General features: G+C 66.4%; 24 protein-coding genes and 2 pseudogenes. 14 read left to right on the top strand and 12 right to left on the bottom strand.

The window, feature by feature from the left end:
* Positions 1-2 precede the first annotated feature (2 nt).
* Both BST17_RS00365 and BST17_RS00360 read right to left on the bottom strand, forming a co-directional pair.
* Positions 3-671, bottom strand: coding sequence for a response regulator transcription factor (locus BST17_RS00365; protein ID WP_207573552.1), 669 nt, complete (start codon positions 669-671; stop codon positions 3-5).
* A gap of 73 nt (positions 672-744) precedes the next feature.
* Positions 745-1263, bottom strand: a complete 519-nt coding sequence (locus BST17_RS00360; RefSeq protein WP_165762190.1) for a hemophore — start codon at positions 1261-1263, stop codon at positions 745-747.
* A gap of 305 nt (positions 1264-1568) precedes the next feature.
* Here BST17_RS00360 and BST17_RS00355 point away from each other — a divergent pair, with 305 nt between their 5' ends.
* Together BST17_RS00355 and BST17_RS00350 are read left to right on the top strand one after the other, a co-directional pair.
* Positions 1569-4415 carry an MMPL family transporter gene (locus tag BST17_RS00355; RefSeq protein ID WP_083054451.1) on the top strand — a complete coding sequence of 949 codons (2847 nt, stop codon included), beginning with the start codon at positions 1569-1571 and terminating at the stop codon, positions 4413-4415.
* Positions 4412-4897: a transcriptional regulator gene (locus tag BST17_RS00350; protein WP_083054449.1), complete on the top strand. Its 486-nt coding sequence runs from the start codon at positions 4412-4414 to the stop codon at positions 4895-4897. Before BST17_RS00355 ends, BST17_RS00350 begins: the two co-directional genes overlap by 4 nt.
* Here BST17_RS00350 and BST17_RS00345 read toward each other — a convergent pair.
* Complete coding sequence (locus tag BST17_RS00345) at positions 4894-5583, bottom strand: hypothetical protein (protein ID WP_083054447.1); 690 nt, start codon at positions 5581-5583, stop codon at positions 4894-4896. The two genes, BST17_RS00350 and BST17_RS00345, sit on opposite strands and share 4 nt — an antisense overlap.
* Entirely contained in the window at positions 5580-6143 is a 564-nt protein-coding gene (locus BST17_RS00340; RefSeq protein WP_234807482.1) for an Rv1363c family protein, read from the bottom strand. Before BST17_RS00340 ends, BST17_RS00345 begins: the two co-directional genes overlap by 4 nt.
* Before the next feature lie 39 nt (positions 6144-6182).
* Between BST17_RS00340 and BST17_RS00335 the strand changes: the two genes are divergently transcribed.
* Positions 6183-8144 (top strand): M13 family metallopeptidase, encoded by a 1962-nt coding sequence (locus tag BST17_RS00335; RefSeq protein ID WP_083054443.1) that lies wholly within the window; start codon positions 6183-6185, stop codon positions 8142-8144.
* Between the two features lie 125 nt (positions 8145-8269).
* Here the strand turns inward: BST17_RS00335 and BST17_RS00330 are convergent, their stop codons facing one another.
* Positions 8270-9262: a L,D-transpeptidase gene (locus BST17_RS00330; RefSeq protein WP_083054441.1), complete on the bottom strand. Its 993-nt coding sequence runs from the start codon at positions 9260-9262 to the stop codon at positions 8270-8272.
* A 54-nt stretch (positions 9263-9316) separates the two neighbouring features.
* Complete coding sequence (locus BST17_RS00325) at positions 9317-10558, bottom strand: MFS transporter (protein ID WP_083054440.1); 1242 nt, start codon at positions 10556-10558, stop codon at positions 9317-9319.
* A gap of 51 nt (positions 10559-10609) precedes the next feature.
* Between BST17_RS00325 and BST17_RS00320 the strand changes: the two genes are divergently transcribed.
* A complete protein-coding gene (locus BST17_RS00320) occupies positions 10610-10933 on the top strand; it encodes a thiamine-binding protein (protein ID WP_083054439.1) in 324 nt (107 codons plus the stop codon).
* Here the strand turns inward: BST17_RS00320 and ricR are convergent.
* A complete protein-coding gene (ricR, locus tag BST17_RS00315; RefSeq protein ID WP_083054438.1) occupies positions 10930-11223 on the bottom strand; it encodes a copper-sensing transcriptional repressor RicR in 294 nt (97 codons plus the stop codon). The two genes, BST17_RS00320 and ricR, sit on opposite strands and share 4 nt — an antisense overlap.
* Before the next feature lie 3 nt (positions 11224-11226).
* On the bottom strand, positions 11227-11805 hold the full coding sequence (locus BST17_RS00310; RefSeq protein WP_083054437.1) for a DUF305 domain-containing protein: 579 nt from the start codon (positions 11803-11805) through the stop codon (positions 11227-11229).
* 78 nt (positions 11806-11883) lie between these two features.
* Here BST17_RS00310 and ilvD point away from each other — a divergent pair, with 78 nt between their 5' ends.
* The gene (gene ilvD / locus BST17_RS00305; RefSeq protein ID WP_083054434.1) at positions 11884-13599 is read left to right on the top strand and encodes a dihydroxy-acid dehydratase; all 1716 of its coding nucleotides are present in this window, start codon (positions 11884-11886) and stop codon (positions 13597-13599) included.
* A gap of 74 nt (positions 13600-13673) precedes the next feature.
* Here the strand turns inward: ilvD and BST17_RS00300 are convergent, their stop codons facing one another.
* From BST17_RS00300 to BST17_RS28600, 3 genes and pseudogenes are all read right to left on the bottom strand, one after another.
* Positions 13674-14042 (bottom strand): SRPBCC family protein, encoded by a 369-nt coding sequence (locus BST17_RS00300; RefSeq protein WP_083054431.1) that lies wholly within the window; start codon positions 14040-14042, stop codon positions 13674-13676.
* Positions 14043-14083: 41 nt separating this feature from the next.
* Positions 14084-14731, bottom strand: a complete 648-nt coding sequence (locus tag BST17_RS00295; RefSeq protein WP_083054428.1) for an O-methyltransferase — start codon at positions 14729-14731, stop codon at positions 14084-14086.
* Positions 14728-14883 (bottom strand): annotated as a pseudogene (locus BST17_RS28600) (TIGR04338 family metallohydrolase); the annotation flags it as partial. The gene BST17_RS00295 and the pseudogene BST17_RS28600, both read right to left, overlap by 4 nt.
* A gap of 62 nt (positions 14884-14945) precedes the next feature.
* Here BST17_RS28600 and BST17_RS00290 point away from each other — a divergent pair.
* From BST17_RS00290 to BST17_RS00245, 9 genes and pseudogenes are all read left to right on the top strand, one after another.
* The gene (locus tag BST17_RS00290; RefSeq protein ID WP_083054426.1) at positions 14946-16505 is read left to right on the top strand and encodes a site-specific integrase; all 1560 of its coding nucleotides are present in this window, start codon (positions 14946-14948) and stop codon (positions 16503-16505) included.
* A gap of 43 nt (positions 16506-16548) precedes the next feature.
* Positions 16549-18246, top strand: coding sequence for a hypothetical protein (locus tag BST17_RS28950; RefSeq protein ID WP_133053489.1), 1698 nt, complete (start codon positions 16549-16551; stop codon positions 18244-18246).
* Positions 18243-20408 (top strand): hypothetical protein, encoded by a 2166-nt coding sequence (locus BST17_RS29120; RefSeq protein WP_165762175.1) that lies wholly within the window; start codon positions 18243-18245, stop codon positions 20406-20408. Before BST17_RS28950 ends, BST17_RS29120 begins: the two co-directional genes overlap by 4 nt.
* Complete coding sequence (locus tag BST17_RS00270) at positions 20405-20911, top strand: hypothetical protein (RefSeq protein WP_083054416.1); 507 nt, start codon at positions 20405-20407, stop codon at positions 20909-20911. The genes BST17_RS29120 and BST17_RS00270 overlap by 4 nt, the downstream gene beginning before the upstream one ends.
* Entirely contained in the window at positions 20899-21396 is a 498-nt protein-coding gene (locus BST17_RS00265; protein WP_331250680.1) for a TIGR04338 family metallohydrolase, read from the top strand. The genes BST17_RS00270 and BST17_RS00265 overlap by 13 nt, the downstream gene beginning before the upstream one ends.
* Positions 21397-21527: 131 nt before the next feature.
* Positions 21528-21899 (top strand): ArsR/SmtB family transcription factor, encoded by a 372-nt coding sequence (locus tag BST17_RS00260; protein ID WP_083054412.1) that lies wholly within the window; start codon positions 21528-21530, stop codon positions 21897-21899.
* A pseudogene (arsB, locus tag BST17_RS00255) lies at positions 21896-22990 on the top strand (ACR3 family arsenite efflux transporter); the annotation flags it as partial. The gene BST17_RS00260 and the pseudogene arsB, both read left to right, overlap by 4 nt.
* Positions 22991-23012: 22 nt before the next feature.
* The gene (locus BST17_RS00250; protein ID WP_083054408.1) at positions 23013-23684 is read left to right on the top strand and encodes an arsenate reductase ArsC; all 672 of its coding nucleotides are present in this window, start codon (positions 23013-23015) and stop codon (positions 23682-23684) included.
* Between the two features lie 12 nt (positions 23685-23696).
* Positions 23697-24119 carry an arsenate-mycothiol transferase ArsC gene (locus tag BST17_RS00245; RefSeq protein ID WP_083054406.1) on the top strand — a complete coding sequence of 141 codons (423 nt, stop codon included), beginning with the start codon at positions 23697-23699 and terminating at the stop codon, positions 24117-24119.
* A 61-nt stretch (positions 24120-24180) separates the two neighbouring features.
* Here the strand turns inward: BST17_RS00245 and BST17_RS00240 are convergent, their stop codons facing one another.
* The gene (locus BST17_RS00240) at positions 24181-25359 is read right to left on the bottom strand and encodes an MFS transporter (RefSeq protein WP_083054404.1); all 1179 of its coding nucleotides are present in this window, start codon (positions 25357-25359) and stop codon (positions 24181-24183) included.
* Positions 25360-25373 lie beyond the last annotated feature (14 nt).

Raw genomic sequence — 25373 nt, 5'->3', positions numbered from 1 at the left:
GACTACGCCTCCTCCCGGAGCACGTAACCGATCCCGCGGACCGTGTGGATGACCCGGGGCCGGTCCTCGCGCTCCAGCTTGCGCCGCAGATAGGAGATGAACACGTCGGCGACGTTGGTGTCGACGTCGAAGTCGTAGCCCCAGACCAGCTCGAGGAGCCGCTGCCGGGACAGCACCACCCCGGCGTTCTCGGCGAGCACCGCGAGCAGGTCGAATTCGCGCTTGGTCAGATCGGCCCGTTCACCGTCGACATAGACCAGCCGGCGGGCGGTGTCGATGGTCAGCGGTCCGACGATCATCACGTCCGATTCCCGCTCGGCGTGGCTGGCGCGGCGTAGCAACGCGTGCAACCGGGCGACCAGTTCGCCGAGATCGAAGGGCTTGGTCAGATAGTCGTCGGCGCCGGCCTCCAGCCCCGCGATGCGGTCGTTGACCGTGTCGCGGGCCGACAGCACACAGATCGGGATCTCGTTGCCCAGCGCCCGCAGTGCCGTCACCACCGCCACGCCGTCCAACTCGGGCATCTGGACATCGAGGACGAGCGCGTCGTGGGCTTCGTTGGCGAGCAGTCGCAACGCCTCCCGGCCGTTGGAGGCGACCCGGACGTCGAATCCGGAATGGCGCAGGCCGCGAGCGACCGACGTCCGGACATCCGGGTCGTCGTCGACCATCAGCACCGTGCGGCCGGTGCCGTCGGATGAGGAGTGTTCCAGCGTGGTGCGCACCCCTGGATTATGGCGCGGACTACGGAATTGCGCGGACGACCGGGCCCGGCAGCGCGCCGGTGCCCTGCGCGACGGGGCTGACCGCGTCCGCGGCGGCGGGAAGTCCCGCGGTGGGCAGTCCGGCAGTGGGCAGACCGGCAGTGGGCAGTCCGGCGGTCGGCTGCTGGACGGCCTGCATGAGGCCGAGCACCTGCGGCAGCGAGATGGGCAGCTGGCACTGGGTGGACAACCGCACCAGCGGCGCCTGCAACCGCTGGATGTCCTTGGCGGCGGCCGGCTTGGCGTCGAAGTAGGTCTTGGCCGCGGCCAGCGACTGCGGCCCGGCGGGCTGCGCGGCGATGGCGGTCAGCGCCTGATTGGTGTCCGGGTGGGTGTCGAGGTAGTTGCCCATCGAGGTGGCGACCGATCCGATGGTCTTGGCGATCTCGCTGGCCTCACACGGGTCGGTCTCGGCGACGGCGGCCGGCGCCGACACCAGCACGACGGCGGCTCCGCCGACCAGGCAGCCAGCGAATGTCACGACCAGTCCGCGGCGCATCGCGGCGAGGGCACTGGGGGTCACAGTCAACGGATATCTCCTTTGCGGTGGAGCGCAACTCGCGGCTCGCGAACTCCCGCTATCGGTACGGCACGGATCCCCGACCCAGAACGACCAGCCGCCATCATGCCATCGCCGCCCCACCGGAACCAATCGACACAGCAAACTCGCAGGTGATCATCGGCACAACCTCGTTTCGAGGTGGTCACAACCGGGAACGAGCGCAGGTCGACTCACAGGCCGCTGCGGTACGCTCTGGCTTACAGCAGCCGGGGAGAAAGGCCAGGGGCGCCATCCAGCAGTTCATGATGCGCTTGAGCAGCAGCCTGCGCAGATATCGCTGGGCGGTGTTTGTGGTGTGGGTGCTGCTACTCGTGCCCTCCGTTTACCTCGCACTGAACCATTCCGACCGGCTCACCGGCGGCGGGTTCGAAGTCGCGGGGTCCCAGTCGCTGCAACTCCAGCACCAACTCGAAGAGCAGTTCCCCGAGCAGGGTGCCTCGCCGCTGGCGCTGGTGGCCGTGCCGCGTGCCGACGCGTCCTTCGAGGACATGAACGCCGCCGTCGCACAGCTGCAGCGCATCGCCGGCGAGGTGCCCTCGGTCAAGGAGATCCCGAACCCACAGCAACCACCGCCGGCGCCGGACCGGCCTTACGTCGTGCAGCTGCAGGTCGACTTCAACAACAGCGGTGCGGTCGACATCGCCAACCAGTTGCGCGACAAGGTCGGCATCGAGGGCGAGCAGGCCGGCCAGTCCGAGAACGGCAAGGTCCGCCTCTACGTCATCGGACAGGGCGCGCTCGGCGCCGCCGCACAGCAGGCCACCAAGCACGACATCGCACAGGCCGAGAAGTGGAACGCCCCGGTTGTGCTGATCATTCTGCTGGCGGTGTTCGGATCGCTGGCGGCCGCGGCCATGCCGTTGCTGCTGGGCATCTGCACCGTCGTGGTCACCATGGGCGTGGTCTTCCTGCTGTCCCACGTGATGGCCATGTCGGTGTTCGCCACCTCGACGGTGTCGATGTTCGGTATCGCGGTCGCGGTGGACTATTCGCTGTTCATCCTGATGCGCTACCGCGAGGAGTTGCGGGCCGGACGCGATTCCGCGCAGGCCATCGACGGGGCGATGGCGACCTCCGGACTGGCGGTGGTGCTGTCCGGAATGACGGTGATCGCCTCCGTCTCCGGCATCTACCTGATCAACACCCCCATCCTGCAGTCGATGGCCACCGGCGCCATCCTGGCGGTGGCCGTCGCGGTGCTCACCTCGACCACGCTCATCCCCGCGGTGCTGGCCACCTTCGGTCGGTCCGCCGCCAAACGGTCCCGGCTGCTGCACTGGTCGCGCCGGCCCGACACCACCCAGTCCCGGTTCTGGACCCGCTGGATCGGTGCCGTCATGCGCCGGCCGTGGGTGTCGGCCTCGGTCGCCGCGGTGGTGCTGTTGATCATGGCCGCCCCCGCCTTCGCCATGACGCTGGGCAACAGCATGCTGCGTCAGTTCGACCCCAGCCACGAGATCCGCGGCGGGGTGAACGCGGCCGCCGAGGCCCTCGGCCCCGGGGCGCTCGGCCCGGTCCGGGTGATGATCACCTTCCCCGGCGGCGACGCCGGCGGCCCGCAGGCGCAGGCCGCGATCGACACCGTCGCGCGCAAGATGGCCGAGGGTCCCGATGTCGCGACCGTGACACCGGCGGTAATCGGCAATACCGACAACAGCGCCCTGCTGTCGGCGGTGCTGTCGGTGGACCCGGAGGACTTCCGGGCCCGCGACGCCGTGGACTGGATGCGCACAGAGCTGCCCGCCCTGGACATCGGTGACGCCCGGATCGACGTCGGCGGGCCGACGGCACTGATCAAGGACTTCGACGATCAGGTTTCGGCGGCACAGCCCTGGGTGTTCGTGTTCGTCGCGGTGATCGCGTTCGTGATGCTGCTGATCGCGATCCGGTCGGTGTTCCTGGCGCTCAAGGGCGTGCTGATGACGGTGCTGTCGGTGGCGGCCGCCTACGGCAGCCTGGTGGTGGTCTTCCAGTGGGGCTGGCTGGAGGATCTGGGCTTCGCCCCGCTGGAGTCGCTGGACAGCACGGTGCCCCCACTGGTGCTGGCCATGACCTTCGGCCTGTCCATGGACTACGAGATCTTCCTGCTGACCCGCATCCGGGAACGCTTCCTGATCACCAACAACACCCGCGATGCCGTCGCCTACGGCATCTCGACCAGTGCCCGCACCATCACCAGCGCGGCGCTCATCATGATCGCGGTGTTCATCGGGTTCGCCTTCGCGGGCATGCCGCTGGTCGCCCAGATCGGCGTCGCCTGCGCGACCGCGATCGCGGTGGACGCCACCATCGTGCGACTGGTGCTGGTGCCCGCCCTGATGGCGATGTTCGACGAGTGGAACTGGTGGCTGCCGCGGTGGCTGGACCGGATCCTGCCGTCGGTGGACTTCGAGAAGCCGCTGCCCAAGGTCGACATCGGGGACCTGGTGCTGGTGCCCGAGACCGCCCTGGCCGCGCCCGGACAGGACCTCCGGATGGTGGTCAAGTCCGCGGCCAAGCTCAAGCGACTGGCCCCGCAGACCGTCGTGGTGGCCGATCCGCTGGCCTTCAGCGGCTGCGGCCCCGAACCCGAGCGGCGGCTGGCCAGCCGGATCAGCACCACCGGGTCGATCACCCGCCCGCCGCACCCGGTGACGGTGTGGCGTGGCCGGATCAACGTCGCGCTCGACGCGCTGGAGACCGCCTCGGACTCCGAGCGGCTGCCGGTGCAGCGCCGCGGTCCGATGGAGGCCACCAACGTCCAGCTGCCCACCGGTGACCGGCTGCTGATCCCGACCGGCGCCGAGACGCTGCGCATGAAGAGCTTTCTGTTGATGTGCCGCAACAGCACCCGCGATTACGCCGAGTTCGCCCGGTTGGTCGACTCGATGGAAACCGATACCGCGGCCCGCGTCCTGACCGGCATGGACCGGTACTACTGTGGACAACGCCCACGGGCGCACTGGGTCGCCACGCAACTCGTCCGGCGACTCGCCGACCCGCAGCCCTCGGACGATCCGGACGCGACGGCACCGGCCGACACCGACTGGGATGCGGTGCGGCAGCGGTGTCTGTCGGTGGCGGTGGCAATGCTGGAGGAAGCGAGGTGACGGTGGCAGCGCAGCCGGCGGACGTGTCCCCTCCTGCCGACGACCGGCCGGTCGAGTTCTGGCCGACCTCGGCGATCCGCGCCGCGCTCGACAACGACGATCTGGCGGTCTGGCAGCGCATCGCCGCGGCCATCAAGCGGGATCCGTTCGGTCGCACCGCCCGTCAGGTCGAAGAGGTGCTCGACACCGCCCAGCCCTACGGGGTGTCCAAGGCGCTGGCCGAGGTGTTGGACAAGGCCCGCGAGCATCTGGAGGCCAACGAGCGCTCCGAGGTTTCCCGGCACATCCGCGAGCTGCTGGAACGCTCCGGGCTGGGGGTGCCGGAATTCGCGTCCCGCATCGGGGTGCCCGGCGAGGAGTTCACCGGCTGGCTGGAGGCCACCGGCGCACCGCCGGCAACACTGATGATCCGGATGCGCAGGCTGTCGGACCGGTTCGCCCGCATCCGCGCCCAGCGGGCCCAGGCGTCCGCCGAGCGTTAACGGGCGTTGATCGGCGTCACGTCGGTCACCAACCAGGTGCCGCTCTCCTTGGCCAGCGTGACCCGCAGCGCCAGGATCGCGACATCGGCCGGTTTGCCGGGGGCATGCTGGGTGCCGCGCATGACGACGGCGACGCTGGCCGCCGCCGGACCGATCGCCTCCACCCCGGCCGACACCGTCTGGGCCTGACCGGAGATGTTGCGGCTGGTCAAATCCTTTGCGACGGCCTGGAATTCGGCGCGGTAGGACTCGGCCCGCTGCGGTGACATCAGCCCGGTGGCCCGGTCGATCGCGGCATTGGGACTGCTCGGGCTGAACGTCGCCGACGCCTCGGACACGCTGCTGGCGATACCGACCACCTCGGCGGCATCGGCGTTCAGCGTGCGGTCGGGTTCCGTCCACCGGGTATAGCCGACGAACACCGCGGCGGCCGCGAGCACCGCGGCCGTCACGACCACGCCGAACCGCAGCACGGGCCCGTCGTCGTCGGTGCCGACGGTCACCCCGTCGCGCCGGAACAACACGGCGTTGATGACGACACCCTGCACGATCAGCAGGCACAGCGCCGTGCACACCGCCACCCACCAGCGCGGCCAGTCCAGTGCGCTGCCGATGAACAGCAGCGCCAGGATCGCCAGCGCGGGGGCGAGCACGTCGACACCCAGCACCCGTAACCGGTTGATCATCGGATCGTCTCCAGTCGCGAGATCAACAGCGAGCCGTCCACTTCCGAGACGCCGAGGCGCAGGTTCCAGCGCACCGTGGTCGGTTCGGCACCGGCGTTCTGGCTGATCGAGGTGGCCACCACCAGGACGGTGTCGGTCCGGGCGGCCACGGTGGCGAGTTCGGCCGGGGGCTGATCGGAGTTCTCGGAGCTCTCCGGTGCGCGGTGCATCCGCTCGATCGACACCGACTCCACCTGACCGACGGTCTGGGATCGCAACTTGCCGACCAGGTCGGTGAACGGTGCCATGGTGTTGTCGAACTCGACGTTGAGCTGCCCGACCGTGCCGTCGCGCAGTTGCTGCAGGTTCTGTGCGGCGGTGTCTTTGTTCATGTTGATCAGCAGGCCGGTCCAGTCCGCCGCGGTCTGCAGCACCGCGGTCTGATGGGTGCGCTCGGCCACCTCGCCGCGGTGCGCGGTCCACACCATCGCACCCAGCACCGTCGCGGCCAGTGCGATCACGCCGAACACGATCCCGGCGACGCCGTAGCGGGACAGCACCCTGGTTTGCTCATCGGGCATGGCCGTGAGGCTACCGGTGAGCTCTGGCACCATGAGAGTGTGACGTCTACAGAACTCCGCTCCGGCATCGATCTGCGATACGTCGATGCCGATGTGCGCCCCCAGGACGACCTGTTCGGCCACGTCAACGGACGCTGGCTGACCGACTACGACATTCCCGCCGACCGGGCCACCGACGGCGCCTTCCGCACCCTGGCCGACCGGGCCGAGGAGCAGGTCCGCGACATCATCACCTCCGCCTCGGCGGCCGACGGACCGGATGCCCAGCGCATCGGCGACCTGTATGCGAGCTTCATGGACGAGGCCACCGTCGCCCGGGTCGGCGTGGCCCCGCTGCTGGCCGAACTCGACACCGTCGCCGCCGCAGCCGACCGGGCCGCGCTGGCCGCCGTCGTCGGTGCCCTGCAGCGCACCGGCGTCGGTGGTGGCGCCGGGGTCTACGTCGACACCGACTCCAAGGACTCCACCCGCTACCTGCTGCACATCTCACAGTCCGGCCTCGGCCTGCCCGACGAGTCCTACTACCGCGAACCGTCGCACGCCGAGATCCTGGCCGCCTACCCCGAGCACATCACCCGCATGCTCACCCTGGTCTACGGCGACGGCGACCATGCCGCCACCGCGCAGCGCATCGTCGGGCTGGAGACCAAGCTGGCCGCCGCGCACTGGGACGTCGTCAAACGCCGCGACGCCGACCTGACCTACAACCTGCGCACCTTCGCTGAATTGCCCGGCGAGGCACCGGGATTCGACTGGTCGGGCTGGGTGCGAGCACTCGGTGCCGCCCCTGAGGAGGTGGTGGTCCGCCAGCCCGATTACCTGACCGCATTCGCCGCGCTGTGGGCCGGCGAGGACCTCGAGCTGTGGAAGCAGTGGCTGAGCTGGCGGTTGATCAGCTCCCGCGCCTCGCTGCTGACCGACGAACTGGTGGCCGAGAACTTCGCGTTCTACGGGCGCACGCTGTCGGGTACCGAGGCCATCCGGGACCGCTGGAAGCGTGGCGTCGGCCTGGTCGAGAGCCTGATGGGCGACGCGGTGGGCAAGCTCTACGTGGCCCGGCACTTCCCGCCGGAGGCCAAGTCCAGGATGGACGAGTTGGTGGCCAACCTGCGCGAGGCCTACCGGGTCAGCATCACCAGCCTGCCCTGGATGACACCGGAGACGCGCGCCCGGGCGTTGGAGAAGCTCGACAAGTTCACCCCGAAGATCGGGTATCCGGCCAGGTGGCGGGACTACTCGGCACTGCAGATCGACGCCGGCGACCTGTACGGCAACTACCGGCGCGGGTACGCGCTGGAGTACGACCGCGACCTGGCCAAGCTGGGCGGGCCGGTGGACCGCGACGAGTGGTTCATGACCCCGCAGACCGTCAACGCCTACTACAACCCGGGGATGAACGAGATCGTGTTCCCGGCCGCCATCCTGCAGCCGCCCTTCTTCGACGCCGAGGCCGACGATGCGGCCAACTACGGCGGTATCGGCGCGGTCATCGGGCACGAGATCGGGCACGGCTTCGACGATCAGGGCGCCAAGTACGACGGCGACGGCAATCTGGTCGACTGGTGGACCGACGCCGACCGTACCGAATTCGGGCATCGCACAACTGCATTGATCGACCAGTACGAGCAGTTCAGCCCGCGCGCGCTGGGCCCGTCACACCACGTCAACGGCGCGTTCACGGTCGGTGAGAACATCGGCGACCTGGGCGGGTTGTCCATCGCCCTGCTGGCCTACGAGCTGTCCCTCGACGGCAAGGAGGCGCCGGTGATCGACGGGCTGACCGGGGTGCAGCGGGTGCTGTTCGGCTGGGCCCAGGTCTGGCGGACCAAATCCCGTGATGCCGAGGCCATCCGGCGGCTGGCGACCGATCCGCACTCCCCGCCGGAGTTCCGGTGCAACGGCGTCATCCGCAACCTCGACAGTTTCCACGAGGCTTTCGCGGTGACCCCCGATGACGAGCTGTACCTGGAACCCGAACGGCGCGTGCGCATCTGGAACTGACCCGGATCGCCGCACCGGATTCCGCGAGGCTTGAATCAGGAAGACCGCACGCCGTCGCCTGAGCTGAGACACCGAACTGCCCACTTTCATCGAGGAAAGTGGGCAGTTCGGTAAGCGCTGAAGGTCTAGAACATCTGCCAGTCCGACGCACCGTCGGGCTGGTCGTAGAGCCCGCCGTCGGTGTTCTTGATGACCACCGCGTCACCGGATCCGAAGTTGTCGTAGAACCACTTGGCGTCCTCGGCACTGAGGTTGATGCAGCCGTGCGACACATTGGTGTTGCCCTGCGCACCCTCCGACCACGGCGCACCGTGCACGAAGATGCCGCTGTTGTCGATGCGCACCGCGTTCTTCACCGGGGTGCGGTACCCGTCGGCCGAGTCCACCGGGACGCCGTAGGTCGAGGAGTCCATCACCATGTCGGCGAACTTCTCCAGCACGTAGTACGTGCCGTTCTTGGTGTCGTTGCCGGCCTTGCCCATCGAGACCGGGAACTCCTTCTCGACCTCGCCGTTGCGCACCACGGTCATCGTCTTGGTGGCATCGTCGACGGTGGCGACCAGCTGCTCGGGAACGGTGAAGCTGGACTTGGTGCCGGCCGCGTCGATGTTGACCACGGCCCCGGCGGGCCAGAAGTCCTGCGGGCGCCACCGCAACTGGGTGTCGGTGACCCAGTAGAACCGGCCGGGCACCGGCGGGTTCGAGGTGATGTGCACCGCGTCCTGGGCCATCTGCCGGTTGGCGATGGGCCGCTGGAAGTTGATGTAGATCGGCTTGGCCGCGCCCGCGATCGACCCGTTGACCGGGTTGAACGACGGCGGCACGAACGGCGGCAGACCGCGGAACGGATTGGGGTTCTGCCCGGCCGGGGTGCCCTCGGGGATGGGCAACGGCTGCGCGCCGGGGCCACCGACCGGGGCGAACGGATCGGCCGCGGTGGGCGCCGCGGGCGGTGCCGGTGGCGCGAACGGGTTGGGGAATGCCGGCGGGGCCGGCGCGGGTGCCGGCGGGGGCGGAACGGGCTCCGCCAGCGCCGACGGACTACCGATTCCTGCTGCGACGACCGTTGCGGCCGCCAAGATCGCGCTGGCGAGTTTCCGTCTCGTCCGCTGCGACATATGTCACCTCCACTGGCATATCTGCAGACCAGTGTGGCACAGCGCGTGGACCGGCTAACCCTGGCGAGGCCGGGCGGACCCCTCATCGCCGCCCGACCTGCACCACTGACCTGGGGTGTTCATCGGAGGTGTGAGCCCGTCCGTTACACCGGTGAGCAACCCCGGCAGTGCTGCGACCGCCGTCAATACCAGCACCGTCAAGGTCGCCGACGCCGCCAGCACCGCCGCCGCACCGCCGGCATCGAAGAGCGCGCCGCCGGTCAGCGCGCCGGCCACGATGCCGACCTGGAAGGTCGCCACGTAGCGGCCGGAGGCGGCATCGGGGTGGTCCGGGGCGCTGCGCAGCACCGCGGACTGCAACATCGGCGGTAGCGCGGTCGAGGTGGCGCCCCACAGCACGATCGCCAGGATGCCGAGCACCGGGTGCGGGCCGGCACCGGCCAGGACGGCGAGCGCCGCGAACGCGAGGGCCAATCCGGCCAGTGTGCCCATCAGCACCGGCCGCGGCCGCCGGTCCAGCGGACCGGCCAACGCCGCCATCGCCAGCAGTCCGGCCATCCCGAACGCGGCCAGCACCGGTGCCGCCGCGGACCCGGCAAGCTCGGCGATGAGGACCGCGATGAACGTGTAGGACGCGAAGTGTGCGGTGACGCCGACGAGGGTCAGCGCGCACAACAGCAGCAGCGTGCGGTTGCTCCGCCGCCCGCCGCGAGGTCCGCCGGCCGCGCCCGCGGTGGCCGGCAGCGCGGGCAACAGCAGCCGCGCCGCGAGGGTCACCACTGCGGCGGCAATCGTCACCGCCAGGGCCGCGGTGCGCCAGCCGCAGTGCGCCGACAGCAGCGCCATCAAGGGATTGCCGGCCACCAAGGCCAGCGCGGTACCCACGTAGACGGCGGTGGTGGCCCGCCCACCGTGCCTGGCCGGTACCAGCCGCACCGCGATCGGCGCCAGCACCGACCACATCAGACCGTGGGTCAGCGCGCACAGCACACGGGCCAGCGAGAGCGTCGCGAAGTTCGGCGCCAGCACCGAAAGCGCCTGCGACACAGTCAGACACACCAGCGTCAGCAGCAGGGTCCGGCGTCGTGACCAGTGCGCCGTCCAGCGCACCAGGGGCACCGTGGCCAGCGCGGCGATCAGCGCATACCCGGCCAGCAGGGTGCCCACCGTCGCCGGTGCGACGTCGAGATCGGCCGCGATGGCCGGCAGCGCCCCGACGGGCAGGATCTCCGCGGTGACGTAGACGAACGCGGCGGCCGCGAGGACCGTCAGTTGCGCGTACGGTTTCACGGTCATGCTGGAAAACCACGGTAATGCCGTGGCCGCCCCGAACCGAGAGGACGCGCGATGATCGTCGCCTTCAGCATCAGCCCGTCAGGTACCGGCCGCGCCGACGGCTCGGTCAGCGAGGCCGTCGCGGCCGCGGTCGCGGTGGTGCGGGCCTCCGGGCTGCCCAACCGGACCTCCAGCATGTTCACCGAGATCGAGGGCGACTGGGACGAGGTCTTCGACGTGGTCAAGCGCGCCACCGCGGCGGTGGAGCCGTTCGGATCCCGGATCTCGCTGGTGCTCAAGGCCGATATCCGGCCCGGGCACGAGGGCGAACTCGACGGCAAGATCGCCCGCCTGGAGTCCGCGCTCGGCCGGGCCGATCGGGACGCCGACGGTTAGGACCGCACCAGCCGGGCGATGGCCGCCGACGCCTCGGCCAGCTTGGCGTCGGCCTGCTCACCGCCCTCGGCGACCGCCTGGGTGACGCAGTGTCCCAGGTGCTCGTCGAGCAGTCCGAGCGCCACCGACTGCAGGGCGCTGTTCACGGCGCTGATCTGGGTGAGGATGTCGATGCAGTACTTGTCGTCATCGATCATCTTGGCGATGCCGCGCACCTGTCCCTCGATGCGCCGTAACCGCTTGGCGTAGTTCTCCTTCTGCGGCGAATAGCCGTGTTCTGCCTCGGTCATCCGCTATCCGCCTCCCAACAGTTGCTGCATGTGCCCGGTTTCCTCCTGGCGGGTACTGATGATCGCCTGCGCCAGCGTCTTGGCGTTGACGTCCTCGCCCTCCCTGATCTCGGAGGAGGCCATGATCATGACGGCTTGGTGGTGATTGAGCATGGCTTGGAGCCACAGTGTGTCGAACTCCGGGCCGGACAGCGACCCGAGCCGTTCCACGGCGCCCTTGTCGAACAGGGTGGGCCCGGGCGGCGGTGGGCCCTGCCCACCCTCCTGGCCGTCGGTCCACTGCACCAGCAGCGCGTTCACGGTGTCACTCTGCTGTTGCTCGCTGCGCTCGAGCGCATCGGCCAGCGCGATGAGCCGCGGATTGCCGGAGTTGCCGCGGGCCAGCGCGATCATCTGCTCGACGCTCGGGCGCTGGGCCAGCAGGGCGGAGGCGAAGGCGCGATCGGTGGCGTTCACCCCGGGCGTGACCGGCGCGGCCGGCGTGCTGGACGTCGCCGTCGACTCCGGTGGGGAGGGCGATCTGCTGCAGGCCGGCAGCAGCACGGCCAGCATCGCCGCCACCAGCACCAGCACCCGTCTCATGCAGCCAGGCTACCGGTACCCCACAGGGGTATTGACGCCTGTTTGGGATGGCCGTGACCCGAATGCATACTTACGTTCATGCCCTCAGCCTCTGATTCTCATCCCGGGGTCGATATCAAGCCCCGTAGCCGCGACGTCACCGACGGACTGGAGAAGACCGCGGCGCGCGGCATGCTGCGCGCGGTCGGCATGGGTGATGACGACTGGGCCAAGCCCCAGATCGGGGTCGGCTCGTCGTGGAACGAGATCACCCCGTGCAACATGTCGCTGCAGCGGCTGGCGCAGGCGGTCAAGAGCGGGGTGCACGCCGGCGGCGGGTACCCGCTGGAATTCGGCACCATCTCCGTCTCCGACGGCATCTCGATGGGCCACGAGGGAATGCACTTCTCGCTGGTCTCGCGCGAGGTGATCGCCGACAGCGTCGAGACCGTCATGCAGGCCGAGCGCATGGACGGTTCGGTTCTGCTGGCCGGCTGCGACAAGTCGATCCCCGGCATGCTGATGGCGGCGGCCCGCCTCGATCTGGCCAGCGTCTTCCTCTACAACGGGTCGATCATGCCCGGCACGGCCCGGCTCACCGACGGCACCGAGAAGGAAGTCACCATCATCGACGCCTTCGAGGCGGTCGGCGCGTGCGCCCGCGGGCTGATGTCGCGTGAGGACGTCGACATCATCGAGCGCGCCATCTGTCCCGGCGAGGGCGCCTGCGGCGGGATGTACACCGCCAACACGATGGCTTCGGCCGCCGAGGCGCTGGGACTGTCGCTGCCCGGCAGCGCTTCCCCGGTCGCGATCGACACCCGCCGCGACGAGTACGCGGCCCGCTCCGGTGAGGCCGTCGTGGAGTTGTTGCGCCGTGGGATCACCGCCCGCGACATCCTGACCAAGGAGGCGTTCGAGAATGCCATCGCCGTGGTGATGGCATTCGGCGGATCCACCAATGCGGTGCTGCATCTGCTGGCCATCGCCCGCGAGGCCGAGGTGGAGCTGACGCTGGCCGACTTCACCCGGGTCGGCAACAAGGTGCCGCACCTGGCCGATGTGAAGCCGTTCGGCCGACACGTGATGAAGCATGTCGACGAGATCGGCGGTGTGCCGGTGGTGATGAAGGCGCTGCTGGATGCCGGCCTGCTACACGGGGATTGCCTGACCGTCACGGGGTCGACGATGGCCGAGAACCTGGCCCACATCGAGCCGCCCGATCCCGACGGCAAGGTGCTGCGGGCGATGAACAACCCGATCCACCCGACCGGCGGTATCACGATCCTGCACGGCTCGCTGGCGCCCGAGGGCGCGGTGGTCAAGTCCGCGGGCTTCGATTCGGACATCTTCGAGGGCACCGCACGGGTTTTCGAGCGCGAGCGGGCCGCCCTGGATGCGCTGGAGGACGGCACCATCACCCACGGCGATGTCGTCGTCATCCGCTACGAGGGCCCCAAGGGCGGACCGGGGATGCGCGAGATGCTGGCCATCACCGGTGCGATCAAGGGTGCCGGGCTGGGCAAGGATGTGCTGTTGATGACCGACGGCCGGTTCTCCGGCGGCACCACCGGGCTGTGCGTCGGGCACATCGCGCCCGAGGCCGTCGACGGTGGGCCCATCGCGTTCGTCCGCGACGGTGACCGGATCCGCCTCGATGTCGCCAACGGGACCTTGGATTTGCTGGTCGACGAGGCCGAGTTGGCTTCGCGCCAGGTCGGTTTCGAGCCGCTGCCCCCGCGCTACACCACCGGCGTGCTGGCCAAGTACACCAAGCTGGTGCAGTCGGCGGCCGTCGGCGCGGTCTGCACCTGACCGTCCCCGCCGAGCGTGCGTGTCTGCGGGCAACTCGCCGGCCGCGTGCGCGACTTCGCGCACGCTCGCGGGATCTAGCCGAGCGCCATCCGTTCGATCCGGCGCACCGCGATCTCCAGCACCGGCAGGTAGGCGGGCGCCCACCACGGCGCGGTCATCCACACCTGACAGCCGTCCCCGCGGGGCTCGACGCCGTGCCGGGTGGCGGGTACGCCGGCGACGTCCCAGCCCCAGCTGTGCTCGGGGTCGAACTCGCTGACGACGAACGGCAGCGGGACCCCGACCGGCGTCCACACCCGGCCCGTCGCGCCGAGCAGGAACGCGGTGCCGTCGAGTTCGCCGCGCGATACCGTCGGGCCCCACTGCGGCCACGCGTCCAGATCGGTGAGGATCCGCCACACGGTGTCCGCGGGCGCAGCGACGTCTCGTTTCGCGGTCCACATGACCGGAGTCCATACCCGCCGTGGGGCGGTTCTACCCAGGATCAGCTGACCAGGGCGACCGCGAACCCGTCCCAGCCCTTGGCGCCGACGGTCTGGATGGCCGCCGCGTCCAGCCGCGGATGCGTCCCCAGCAGCGCGATCGTGTCGCGCACCGCGATCGCCTGCCGGTCGTCGGGCGCGGGATCGAGCACCCGGCCGCCGCGGGCGATGTTGTCGACGATGATCAGGGCGCCGGGTTCGGCGAGGGCGACCGCGGCCTCGACGTAGGCGGGGTTGTTCTCCTTGTCGGCGTCGATGAAGAACAGATCGAACGGGCCCTGCAGGGTTCCCAGTGTGTCCAGCGCCGGCCCGACGATCACCTGGACGCGGTCGGCCACGCCGGCCCGTTCGAGGTTCTGCCTGGCCACCTCGGCGTGCCGAGGTTCGTACTCACACGTCACCACGCTGCCCTCGGGACCGACACCGCGAGCCAGGCAGATGGTGGAATACCCTGCCAGCGTACCGATTTCGAGTACCCGCCGGGCACCGGCGAGGCGGGCGTAGAGCGTCAGCAGCCGGCCGTGCTGAGGCGAGACCTCGATTGCCGGCATGCCCGCCGGGCCGGTCGAGGCGCGCGCCGCCCGCAGCGCCTCGTCCTCGGTTCCCAGCAGATCGTCGAACAACGCGTCGACCGCCGCCGGATCGGTCATCCGGCCACCCCCTCTTTCGCGTAGATCACCCGCAGCACGTGCTGGACCTCCGGTCCCATCACACAGCCTGCCAGCTCGGCCATGGTCGCGACATAGGTCCGTCCGTGCGGCTCCCCGGCGTCGGCAAGGTGATGGGCCAGTTCGTGCAGCATTGATTCTGTGGACATACGCGGTGTTATGTTCAAACAGTTTATCTCCAACGAACGGGGGCGTTGTGAGCGACAGGTGGCTGACCGTGGTTTCCGGTGGTGACTCGTCTGCTCCAGCGGACTTCATCCCCGAACTGGCCTGGTTCGACTCGCTCGAAGATCTGGAAGCGCGAGCAGGCATAAAGCCAGGCACCCCGGTGATCATCGACCTCGCCCACTTGGCAGCGGAACCTGAGAGTTACCGGACAGAACGCGTCTTCACCGAGTTCCTGCGGACCTCCCGCTGGCCACGTCTAAAGCAAGGCACACGCACCACCTACGCGGCCGTGTACCCACCGATCATTCGATGGCTTGCGAGCCGTCCCCTCCCGAAAGCACTACACGAGATGGACGCGAACGATCTCGGCGAGTGGAAGGAATGGCGCACCGATCCCGTCCGCAATGAGAGATCCATCAGTGGGGCGACATGGAACAAGGAAGTTGCGGCGCTCTCGCTCTTCTTTCAGTGGGCGGTGAGGAAGAAATACACCGCGGAAAACCCTCTTGAAGAATTCGGGCCGAGTCTGAAGTTCAAGGATTCGAGTACGACGCGAGCCAAGGTGGGCGGATGGAGGAGTAAGAACGCGCGCATCCGCCGCGTCGACTGGATAGAGCCCGAAACCTTTCGCCTCTGGTCCAACGTGGCCTTCAGGGGCTATGCGGTGGCAACCAGTGGTGACAACAAGCTCATAGGCGCGGGGGAAGACTCGTCCTTCCGGGGCCGCAACACGCAGCGCAACGCGACATTCGTTGAGACGCTTTACTTTTGCGGCACACGCGAAGGCGAGACGAGCCTCCTGCTTGCCTTGGAGCTACCCGAGAAGAGCGCCAGTGCATTCGCCGAGATTCGCCTGCCCAGTTCCATTACGAAGTCGGGACGCTCACGCACGATTGTCATGCCTTGGCTGGTCCACGGACTACTGCAACGATATGTTCAGCAGGACCGACGTAGAGCCGTATCGCTGGGCAGAAGACACGGAAGCTACAGCGACGTCAGGTGGCACAGGATCACCAACCACCGAGTCAAGCGCGGGCAACTGGAGATCCAGATCGACGGCCGCAGAAACTGGGTAAACCACGACCAACTGTTCGAGCCTGCTCGGCGATGGCTACTAGCAGAGACCAAGGACGGGTGGGAACCAGCCATGCTTTGGCTCACCGAGAGCGGACTGCCCGCCGATCAACACAACATGACGAAGGTCATTCAACGCGCAACCCAGAGGTGGCACCGTGCCTGTAAGACAGCAGGTTTCGCACGAAGTGTCCCGTACCCAACGGCGAAGACATTGCGATACTCGTTCGCATTGAACTGGCTCATCGCATGGCACAAGGTCATCGACGAGGAGACTGGATCGCCGCCGGCTGCCTATAGCCCGAGCAGATACGAAGACGCGTACACGGCAGTCCAATGGCAACTCGGCCATCGTGACCTACAAACGACGATGGATGCGTACCTGCTCGCAGTAAAGGATCTGCGCGGCATCAACATCTTCCGCGAAGCAACCTTCAAGTCGGTCTACGAGTCGCTGCACTCCCGCCACGAGAGCATTCTCCCGGGGTTGGAACACCGAGGCCTCAATGACTAGGGGGCGTTTCGCATCGTTGCCCGATGGGGAGCGGAAGCGCCGAGTGAGCGCAGATGGCCTGAGTGTCACAATCTGGGACGAGAACGGCACGGAACACATGACTCTGGACTTCGCAGCCGAGGCTGGCTCCGAGGAGATCCGTAAGCAGTGGGTTGCTTGCATCGCTAGCGCCAACGGACCCGCCGGCTCATGGCGTTCCATTGAAAGTGCACGATCCGGTTCCTCGCGTAGTCGCGTGTTCCTCGGGTGGGCTTCCGAACACCGCGTTGGCAGCCTTAACGCTCTTACTGCCGATAATTGGTACGACTTCGTCTCATGGGTTCGCAACAAGTATCCGGACATCACTTCGAAAGGCCGTAATTCCAGACTGATTGCGGTGCGAGTCTTGCTCCTGCAGCACCCCGGCCTCACCTACGAAGTCGGGCAGGCGCTCTCCCAACGGTATCTGGAGACCCCAAAGGTAGCACTCCCCGATCACTACAGCGTGGATGAACTTCAGCAGATTCGTTCCAACGCAACTCGGGCCTTACGCATTGCATGGCACCGGATCGAACCCAATTGGACACTGGCACAGAGACGCAAGGAATCAGTTCCACTAGAGCAGCATCCCCGTTGGGACGCGCTGCAGGCCCTACTTCACGCGCCCCACAAACGTCTGCACAAGGGCGACGGTCGTGCGCTCGGTCTCCTCGATCAGTATTTCAACGTTCGAATGGAGGAGGCACGGTCGCTGCTCTTCCTCACGACGAACGAAGGTCTCGCGGCCTACAGCGCAATCGTTGCTGTGACGGGAGAGAACTCATCGACAACATCACGTCGAAAGAAGCCCAGCGCCGCTGCGTCGGCCGGCGCCGAGAGCATCACGCTCGTCACCTCCGAAAGGGACAAGCGCCGCCGGGGCAGCGGCCAGTCGTTGATGGCCGAGAATGTAGCCGTCACCTCCCACCTCGGAAGATTATTACAACTCGTCGTGGACTGCACCGCCCCGGCGCGGCGTTCTGCCCGCAACAATCCGGAAGCTCTGCTGGACAGTCAGCCAAGCGCACACCAATCCTCGAAGCATTCATCCAGCGAAAGCCTCATCCTATTCACGAGGAGAAGCGGAGCGCTGGTGAACAGCGTCTCCCACGTTCCCAAGTCGATCGATTGGATGCCGGCCGGGCTACATCTTGACCTCCGACGACTGCACAGGACATACCTGACGCGAGTGGCGCAGCAACCAGTGGACAATCGTCACCTCACATGGATTGACGCCTACATTCTCAAAGACCCTAAGAGAATTCAGGAGCTCGAGGACATTCACCGTGCAGCGCAACAGAAGGCCATCGACTCGGTGCGAGGCCTCGCGATACGACTCCTGACCGATGAAGAAGCCACGGCAGAGGGGCTCGACACCACACCGACCGCCAAGGGCACGCGATGTCAGGACATCCTTCACAACCCCGAGACGGGTACTTACTGCTCGAAATCGTGGCTCTCTTGCTTGGGCTGCAAAAACGCCTACATCGTCACGAGCAATCTCCCCCCACTCGTCGCGTTGCTCGATCTACTGGACGGTAAGCGCCGAGACGATGACGACCGAGAGCGTTGGCGCAGGGAGTACCTCACTCCATGGCAACAACTCACCGCGATCCTGGGCGGCGTAGAAACAGAGACCGTCTCTGCGGCGCGCGCGAAAGTCAGTCCCGAGTTGCGGTCGCAAGTCTGGGATTCAGTCATTGTGAATCGGGGCGAGTCATGACAACGCACCCTTTCGCCGGCGAGTCGCCCGAATTTTGGAGCGAAGACGCACCTGTTATCGCGAATTCGAAGCGCATCCTCCGCGAGGAAGCACCAATCCCCTCCTTCGGCGAGAACGTGTGGCCGCTGACTGCAATGGCACCACCGCGCAAGCGAAGATCCTTCACATGCAACTTCGAGTCTGTTCCCTTCCAGTTCAGACATCCGGTCAAGAAGGCCGTGTGGATCCTCATCAATGAAGGAAAGCCGAGCCACGTAGTTCGACGAGGCAGCACAAACACCAAAAAGTGGATCGCACCAGACAACATCACGAGCCACTTGCACGCTATACGAGCGTTCCTCAAATATGTGGCAGACGAGACTCCAGAGGCCCGCTCGCTGAGCGGGATTGTTAGCGAAACCATGGATGCGTACGTCGGCACCCTCGAATCAAAGATGGATCCACAATCCGCGATCTTGCACTACGGAAGCATTCGACTTCTTCATGACCTCACAGCGAGCCTCTCCGCAAGCGAGAGACTTACGGCACCGTCATGGGTCGATGACAAGATATTCGTCAATTACAACCGCCGCCCTGACAACGCAACGCCACCTATGCCCGATGCTGTACTCACACCGATGCTTCTGTGGAGTGTGGCGTTCATCGAGCAGTTCGCTGACGACATCTTCGCGGCACGTGATGCGGTTAACGCCTATGCACCTGCCACTGTCCAGGACGCCCCCATGAATTCCAAGCAGGCTGAGGAGTTCGTTGTCACGTGGAGGCGGCGCCATGGGGACTCTCTGCCTTGCACCGACACCGGTACTGGCGGCATCGCGGTGGGCTACATGTGCTTCATCCTGAATTGGGCTATCCGCTTTCGGCGCAGTGGCCTCAACAGGCTGCTGAACCAGTTTCCGGAAATGGGAGTCAGGAACTCCCCTTCCTGTCCTGTTCCCACTCCTGTCAACGGAAGAGTTCACGGCATGTGCTGGCAGCCCGACGGCTTGGACTATTACCGCCTGACCACGTACCAGATCGATCTGCAAAGCGCCTGCATGTTTCTGGTTGGCCTCAACTCATCAATGAGATCGGATGAACTGCTCAACCTCCGGTTGGAAACAATCCAAGACGACGGGACACGCCAGCCAGTCACTGAACGTATCGAAGCCCCCGACGGTCAGGTACGACATCTGTTGCATGGCAGGACATTCAAGGGACAGGAAGGGGTAGACGGTATTCAACGATCGGACGGAGTGATACGCACATGGGCGATCACGGAGCTGGGTGCGACTGCCGTCAGCGTCCTCCAGCGGCTCAATGGAACGCATGGACGACTCTTCATAACTGTCGGGACTGCCGCCGAGGCTGCGGCTCAACCACCGACGACAACAAGGGCGACTGAGAACCTGAGGCAGTTCGTGAAGAGAATGCGCAGCCTCGCAACGGAATTGGCCCTTCCCGAGGAGTACATCTTCCCTGAGGACGCCGAAGACTTCATGGCCCTCGGAGTGCTTCGCCGCACCTCCGAGGTCCTCACCCAACAAGAGATTGGCGGCGTCCTCGCCGGAGCACATCAAGCAGGACACCGACTTCGCGACCCTTACGACACCCGGGTCACAGAGGGTTACGGCGGACTCGCCACACAATCAAAGCTCGGACGCCGGACATCAGATCGCACCGCAGAGGCGCTTGCGCACTTGGTAGTCGAGTCGCGCGATGGAGTCATCGGGGGCCCCGCCGCAGATCGCGCCCTGGGCGTAGCGGACCTCGCTGCGTCCGAGCTGGAGTTGGTCGATCCCGCCAACCAGATGACACCGGTACTCAGCAACGAGTGGAAGCGTATTACGAAGTCGGTCGGACAATCGGTCTACGAAATACCGTTGGCCGGCGGCGCACATGCATTCTGCATCTTTCACTTACCCTGGTCGGCCTGCACCAAGGATGGCGAGGAACCCGACATTGCCGGCTGCAGGATCGCGTGTGCAAACAAGGCACTCACAGTGGACTCGGTCCGAGGGCTGCAACAGCGCCAGCATGAACTTGAAGCGTCAAAGCAAGGTGCTACTACCGAGGAGGTGATTCGGGCTGACCACCTGATCAACGCCTATGAAGAACAGATCGTCGATTCGGGGCTCCCCGTGACATCCCGCAAGAAGAAGCGACGGAGCCCGCCAAGATGACACTTCACCGCGACACAATCCCCCAAGTTGCCCGCGAGAACGACGCGGAGCGGAAAAAGATTGTCGCCGCTATGCGCCGACTCCTCATCACCGCGAAGCCCCGCGTCGTGACGCTCGAAGATCGCCTCGTAATTGAGACGCTACGCCGAGAAGCCGACGTAACCCGATCTGCTCTCACACACAGGCATATCGACCTAAAGGATCTCTTCCTCGACTGCGCCGCAGAGCGCGAGCAGGAAGCTCGAGACCGTCGCACACCGACGGAGGTAGCGCTCGAAGAGCGAGTCGACGAACTCAAGAAGAAGAACCGCGACCTACAGACGCGTGCCACTCATTGGGAGGGCGCAGCCCGTGACTTAGCACGAACGGTTGCCGCCCTACAGATGCTTTATGACACCGCCAGCGCACGACTAGACGCCATCATCGCCGACGTCGCACTCGAAGACTCCGATCCGACGCCTGGCTCCAATGTCTCTCCTATCGGCGATAGGTGTCGCAAGTGAGCGCATTTGCGATCTACGGGGCCGAACATCAGTGGTCCGCAGTGCTTGACAGGGGCGGGGTAGTCAACTTCCACGGTTCGCACATCAACGTTCCCCTGCAGAAACGATTCGCCGACATATCGTCCGTGCAGAGGTACGTCGACGCGGTGCTATCCCTGGAGTCCATCCGAGAGGTGTACCCGAAGGCCGGCCCCGTCCGTGTCAGAGAGCGCCGCGGGCAAGGCAAGGCGCACTATGAGCCTTCCACCGCGACAATAGCAATCCCGATGGAAGACAGACTTTTTGGCCGTGAAAGCACAGTCTTACATGAGTTGGCCCACCATCTCTCAGTGAGCGCAGGGCTTCCTTCCACACCCAGCGGAACCCGATGGCACGGAGTGGAGTTCCGTGAAGCGATGCTCCTCCTTGTCAACGGAGCGTTGGGGGAAGCCGCAGCACTTCTTCTTCGCGCTGGGTATCACTCTTCGGGCGTCTGGCGCATCTAGTGCGAAGGCATTCCCGCCGTGAACGTTGAGCGCGAAGCCGCCACAATTTGTGGTGGTCACAGACGGTGAGTGTCGGCAGATCAACACAGTGTTCGCTTGCGCACTGATTCGATGAGTGTCAATATCGACGTATGTCGAATTCATCGGATACGAGCGACGCGTGCTGCATCACTGCGCCCCTACTGAACGAGCCCCTGAGCGAGCACGCGGCCACCGAAATGGCGAAGAAGCTGAAGGCCCTGGCCGACCCGGTGCGACTGCGACTGTTCAGTGCCATCGCCAGCCACGCGGGCGGCGAGGCCTGCGTATGCGACGTCTCGGATGGAATCGACGTTTCCCAGCCCACGGTGTCGCATCACCTCAAGGTGTTGCGCGCGGCCGGTCTATTGACTTCTGAGCGCCGCGCGTCCTGGGTGTACTACGCGGTGGTCCCCGAGGCGCTGCGCGACATTGCGGCGCTACTGGACCTGAACACCGCGGCGCTGGCCGGGGCAACGGCATGACCGACACAATGGCAAGTACCGCAGCGCCGGTGGTGGGCAAGCTGTCCACTCTGGATCGGTTCCTGCCGGTGTGGATCGGACTCGCAATGGCCGCCGGCCTGCTGGTCGGCCGATGGGTGCCAGGCATCAACCACGCGCTGGAAAGCGTTCAGATCGACGGCATTTCACTGCCGATCGCGCTCGGCTTGCTGATCATGATGTACCCGGTCCTGGCCAAGGTGCGCTATGACCGCCTCGACACCGTGACCGGTGACCGCAAACTTCTGCTGAGCTCGCTGTTCCTGAACTGGGTGTTCGGGCCAATGCTGATGTTCGCCCTGGCCTGGCTGATGCTGCCCGACCTGCCCGAATACCGCACCGGGCTGATCATCGTCGGCCTGGCCCGCTGCATCGCCATGGTCATCATCTGGAACGACCTGGCCTGCGGGGACCGCGAAGCCGCCGCCGTTCTGGTCGCGCTGAACTCGATCTTCCAGGTCATCATGTTCGCCGTCCTGGGCTGGTTCTACCTGTCCGTCTTACCGGGTTGGCTCGGTCTGGAGCAGACCACCATCGACACCTCCCCGTGGCAGATCGCCAAATCCGTGCTCATTTTCCTGGGCATCCCACTGCTGGCGGGCTACCTGTCGCGGCGACTCGGCGAGAAGGCCAAGGGTCGCGACTGGTACGAGTCGAAATTCCTGCCCCGCATCGGGCCGTGGGCGCTCTACGGTCTGCTGTTCACCATCGTTATCCTGTTCGCCCTGCAGGGCGAACAGATCACCAGCCGGCCACTGGACGTGGTGCGCATCGCGCTGCCGCTGTTGGCCTATTTCGCCATCATGTGGGGCGGGGGCTACCTGATGGGTGCGGCGATCGGTCTGGGTTATCAACGCACCACCACCCTCGCCTTCACGGCGGCGGGCAACAACTTCGAGCTGGCCATCGCGGTGGCGATCGCGACCTATGGCGCCACCTCCGGGCAAGCCCTGGCAGGAGTCGTCGGTCCGCTCATCGAAGTTCCCGTCCTCGTGGCGCTGGTCTACGTCTCGCTAGCGCTGCGCCGCCGCTTCCGCGACCAGAACACTGCTCCTAGCGCAGGCCACCCGTCCACGACAAAGGAGTCGTAGCACCATGTTTGACAGCCCCGCCGCCCTGCGCCCGCACCGCGATCTGTCCATCGATCAGCAGCACGCCCTGAAGACCGCGGCCACTCGGTTGGAACGCGATTTCGGCGACAGTTTCGGTGTCGAGACCATTGAACGGTTCCTGCACACCTCCTACGACCAGTTCGCCGGCCGCGCCACCGTCCCCAACTTCCTTCCCCTGCTCGCCGAACGGTTCGCCCGCCAACGCCTGCACGCCCTGGCCCGGGTCGAAGGCAAGATCAGCGACGGCAAACCCACCGTGCTGTTCCTGTGCACCCACAACGCCGGCCGCTCTCAGATGGCGCTGGGCTTCTTCACCCGCCTCGCCGGTGACGACGCGGTGGCCTGGTCGGGTGGCTCCGAGCCCGGCGATGCCATCAACCCCGCCGCTATCGAAGCGATGGCCGAGGTCGGCATCGACATCACCGGCGAATTCCCGAAACCCTGGACCGACGAAATCGTCCAGGCCGCCGACGTGGTGATCACCATGGGTTGTGGTGATGCCTGCCCCATCTTCCCCGGCAAGCGCTACGAGAACTGGGACCTGCCCGACCCCGCTGGCCAGGCCGTCGATGCGGTCCGACCGATCCGCGACGACCTCGAAGAGCGCGTGCGCCGACTGCTGGCCGAGCTCAACGTCACCGCCCGCCAGAACTAGGAGCCCATCCCAATGACCACGGCGTCAACCCCCTCAGTGCTGTTCGTCTGCGTCAAGAACGGCGGCAAGTCTCAGATGGCGGCGGGCCTCATGCGCCAAATCGCCGGTGACACCGTCGAGGTGCATTCCGCAGGCACCAAACCGGGCAGCGCCGTCAACGACCTGTCCGCGCAAGCACTCCTCGAGGTCGGGGTCGACATCACCGGTGAACAACCAAAAGTCGTGGACTACGAGCTGGCTCGCACCGTGGACCTGGTCGTGACGCTCGATCGCGAAGCCCGCCTCGACGAGATCCCCGGAACACCGGTCCAGAACTGGGACACCGATGAACCGTCCGACCGCGGTGTCGACGGCCTGGAGCGGATGCGCCTGGTCCGCGATGACATCGCCGCGCGCGTGAAGCAACTTCACGAAACACTCACTCACACCGCATAATTGACCGACGACACTGCAACCGCGACCGCGCGAACCCTGGCGCAGCAGGGTGTCATTACAGCTAGACCCGGACGACGGGCGCGGGGGTCGTCTCGCGTGGTCGGCTGGCGACTGCCAGGAGCGCCCCCGCCGCTGCGATTGCTCCGAGGGCGACGAACATCGCGGCATACCCGCCGAGCAGGCTGGCCAATGCTGCGCCGACGAACGGGCCGATCGCGGTGGCGATCATGATCGGGGCATTCAGATAGGCGCTGAGGTGGCCGTAGTGAGTGCAACCCCAGCGTTCGGTGACCGCGGTGGCCTGCAGCAGCGTCATGATGCCACGCATCACTCCCGCACCGATCGCAACCGCGACCAACGCCGCATAGGAGCTGAACACTCCGAGCAGTGCCGTGGTGACCGCGACACCGGCCATGATGATCACCGTGCGAGGCACGACGCCGACGCGACGCACCAGGGTGCGGTATCCCAGGCGGCCCAGCACCTGTCCGGCACCGCCCAGGCCGAGCGCGACCGCGGCGGCGCCGGTGCTGATGCCGCGCTGGCTCATCAAAGGCACCAAGTTGGCGATCACCGCATACGACGCCAGCCCGGCCAGCGCGAACGCCGCCACCAGCGCCAGGAACGGCCAGCTGCGGGTGGTGCGCCCAGGCGCCTCAGCGTGCTGATGCGCGGTAGTCACCGGCGGCCACGGCCGCCGCAATCCGAAGAAGTGCGCGGGAATGGTGATCACCGCCATCACCCCGGCCAGCACCAAATAGGTGTGGCGCCAACTCATCTGGGCTGACAATGCTGCGGTCAACGGCGCAAACACGGTGCTGGCGAACCCTGCCACCAAGGTCAGCACCGTCAACGCGCGTACCGCCTCAGCCCCGAAGAACCGGGTCAACGCCGCGAACGCGGGTGCGTAGAACACCGCGCTCATCGCCACCCCGGCCAGCACCCACGCCGCGACGAAACAGCCATAATTCGGTGCCGCAACAACCGCCACCACCGAGAAGACACCAAGGATCGAGCCGGCGGTCATGATCCAGCGTGGACCCACCCGGTCCAGCCAACGCCCGACCGGGATGCCCACCACCGCTGAGGTCACCAGCCCGGCAGAGAACGCCGCGGTCACCGCCGGTGCCGACCAGCCGGTACCCGTGCTGATCTGCTCCGACAGCACCGTGAAGGCGTAGTACAGCACGCCCCAGCTGGTGATCTCGGTGATGCACAACGTCAACAGCACCCAGCGCAGAGGACTTGGTCGGT

Source organism: Mycolicibacterium bacteremicum (assembly GCF_002086115.1).
GTDB classification, from domain to species: Bacteria; Actinomycetota; Actinomycetes; order Mycobacteriales; family Mycobacteriaceae; genus Mycobacterium; species Mycobacterium bacteremicum.
This window is presented reverse-complemented; position numbering and strand designations above follow the sequence as displayed.

Excerpts from the sequence above, each read along its gene's own strand:
- BST17_RS00365 (WP_207573552.1), bottom strand. The coding sequence starts at position 671 with ATGGTCGACGACGACCCGGATGTCCGGACGTCGGTCGCTCGCGGCCTG.
- BST17_RS00360 (WP_165762190.1), bottom strand. The coding sequence starts at position 1,263 with ATGCGCCGCGGACTGGTCGTGACATTCGCTGGCTGCCTGGTCGGCGGA.
- BST17_RS00355 (WP_083054451.1), top strand. The coding sequence starts at position 1,569 with ATGATGCGCTTGAGCAGCAGCCTGCGCAGATATCGCTGGGCGGTGTTT.
- BST17_RS00345 (WP_083054447.1), bottom strand. The coding sequence starts at position 5,583 with ATGATCAACCGGTTACGGGTGCTGGGTGTCGACGTGCTCGCCCCCGCG.
- BST17_RS00340 (WP_234807482.1), bottom strand. The coding sequence starts at position 6,143 with ATGCCCGATGAGCAAACCAGGGTGCTGTCCCGCTACGGCGTCGCCGGG.
- BST17_RS00330 (WP_083054441.1), bottom strand. The coding sequence starts at position 9,262 with ATGTCGCAGCGGACGAGACGGAAACTCGCCAGCGCGATCTTGGCGGCC.
- BST17_RS00325 (WP_083054440.1), bottom strand. The coding sequence starts at position 10,558 with ATGACCGTGAAACCGTACGCGCAACTGACGGTCCTCGCGGCCGCCGCG.
- BST17_RS00320 (WP_083054439.1), top strand. The coding sequence starts at position 10,610 with ATGATCGTCGCCTTCAGCATCAGCCCGTCAGGTACCGGCCGCGCCGAC.
- ricR (WP_083054438.1), bottom strand. The coding sequence starts at position 11,223 with ATGACCGAGGCAGAACACGGCTATTCGCCGCAGAAGGAGAACTACGCC.
- BST17_RS00310 (WP_083054437.1), bottom strand. The coding sequence starts at position 11,805 with ATGAGACGGGTGCTGGTGCTGGTGGCGGCGATGCTGGCCGTGCTGCTG.
- ilvD (WP_083054434.1), top strand. The coding sequence starts at position 11,884 with ATGCCCTCAGCCTCTGATTCTCATCCCGGGGTCGATATCAAGCCCCGT.
- BST17_RS00300 (WP_083054431.1), bottom strand. The coding sequence starts at position 14,042 with ATGTGGACCGCGAAACGAGACGTCGCTGCGCCCGCGGACACCGTGTGG.
- BST17_RS00295 (WP_083054428.1), bottom strand. The coding sequence starts at position 14,731 with ATGACCGATCCGGCGGCGGTCGACGCGTTGTTCGACGATCTGCTGGGA.
- BST17_RS29120 (WP_165762175.1), top strand. The coding sequence starts at position 18,243 with ATGACAACGCACCCTTTCGCCGGCGAGTCGCCCGAATTTTGGAGCGAA.
- BST17_RS00270 (WP_083054416.1), top strand. The coding sequence starts at position 20,405 with ATGACACTTCACCGCGACACAATCCCCCAAGTTGCCCGCGAGAACGAC.
- BST17_RS00260 (WP_083054412.1), top strand. The coding sequence starts at position 21,528 with ATGTCGAATTCATCGGATACGAGCGACGCGTGCTGCATCACTGCGCCC.
- BST17_RS00250 (WP_083054408.1), top strand. The coding sequence starts at position 23,013 with ATGTTTGACAGCCCCGCCGCCCTGCGCCCGCACCGCGATCTGTCCATC.
- BST17_RS00245 (WP_083054406.1), top strand. The coding sequence starts at position 23,697 with ATGACCACGGCGTCAACCCCCTCAGTGCTGTTCGTCTGCGTCAAGAAC.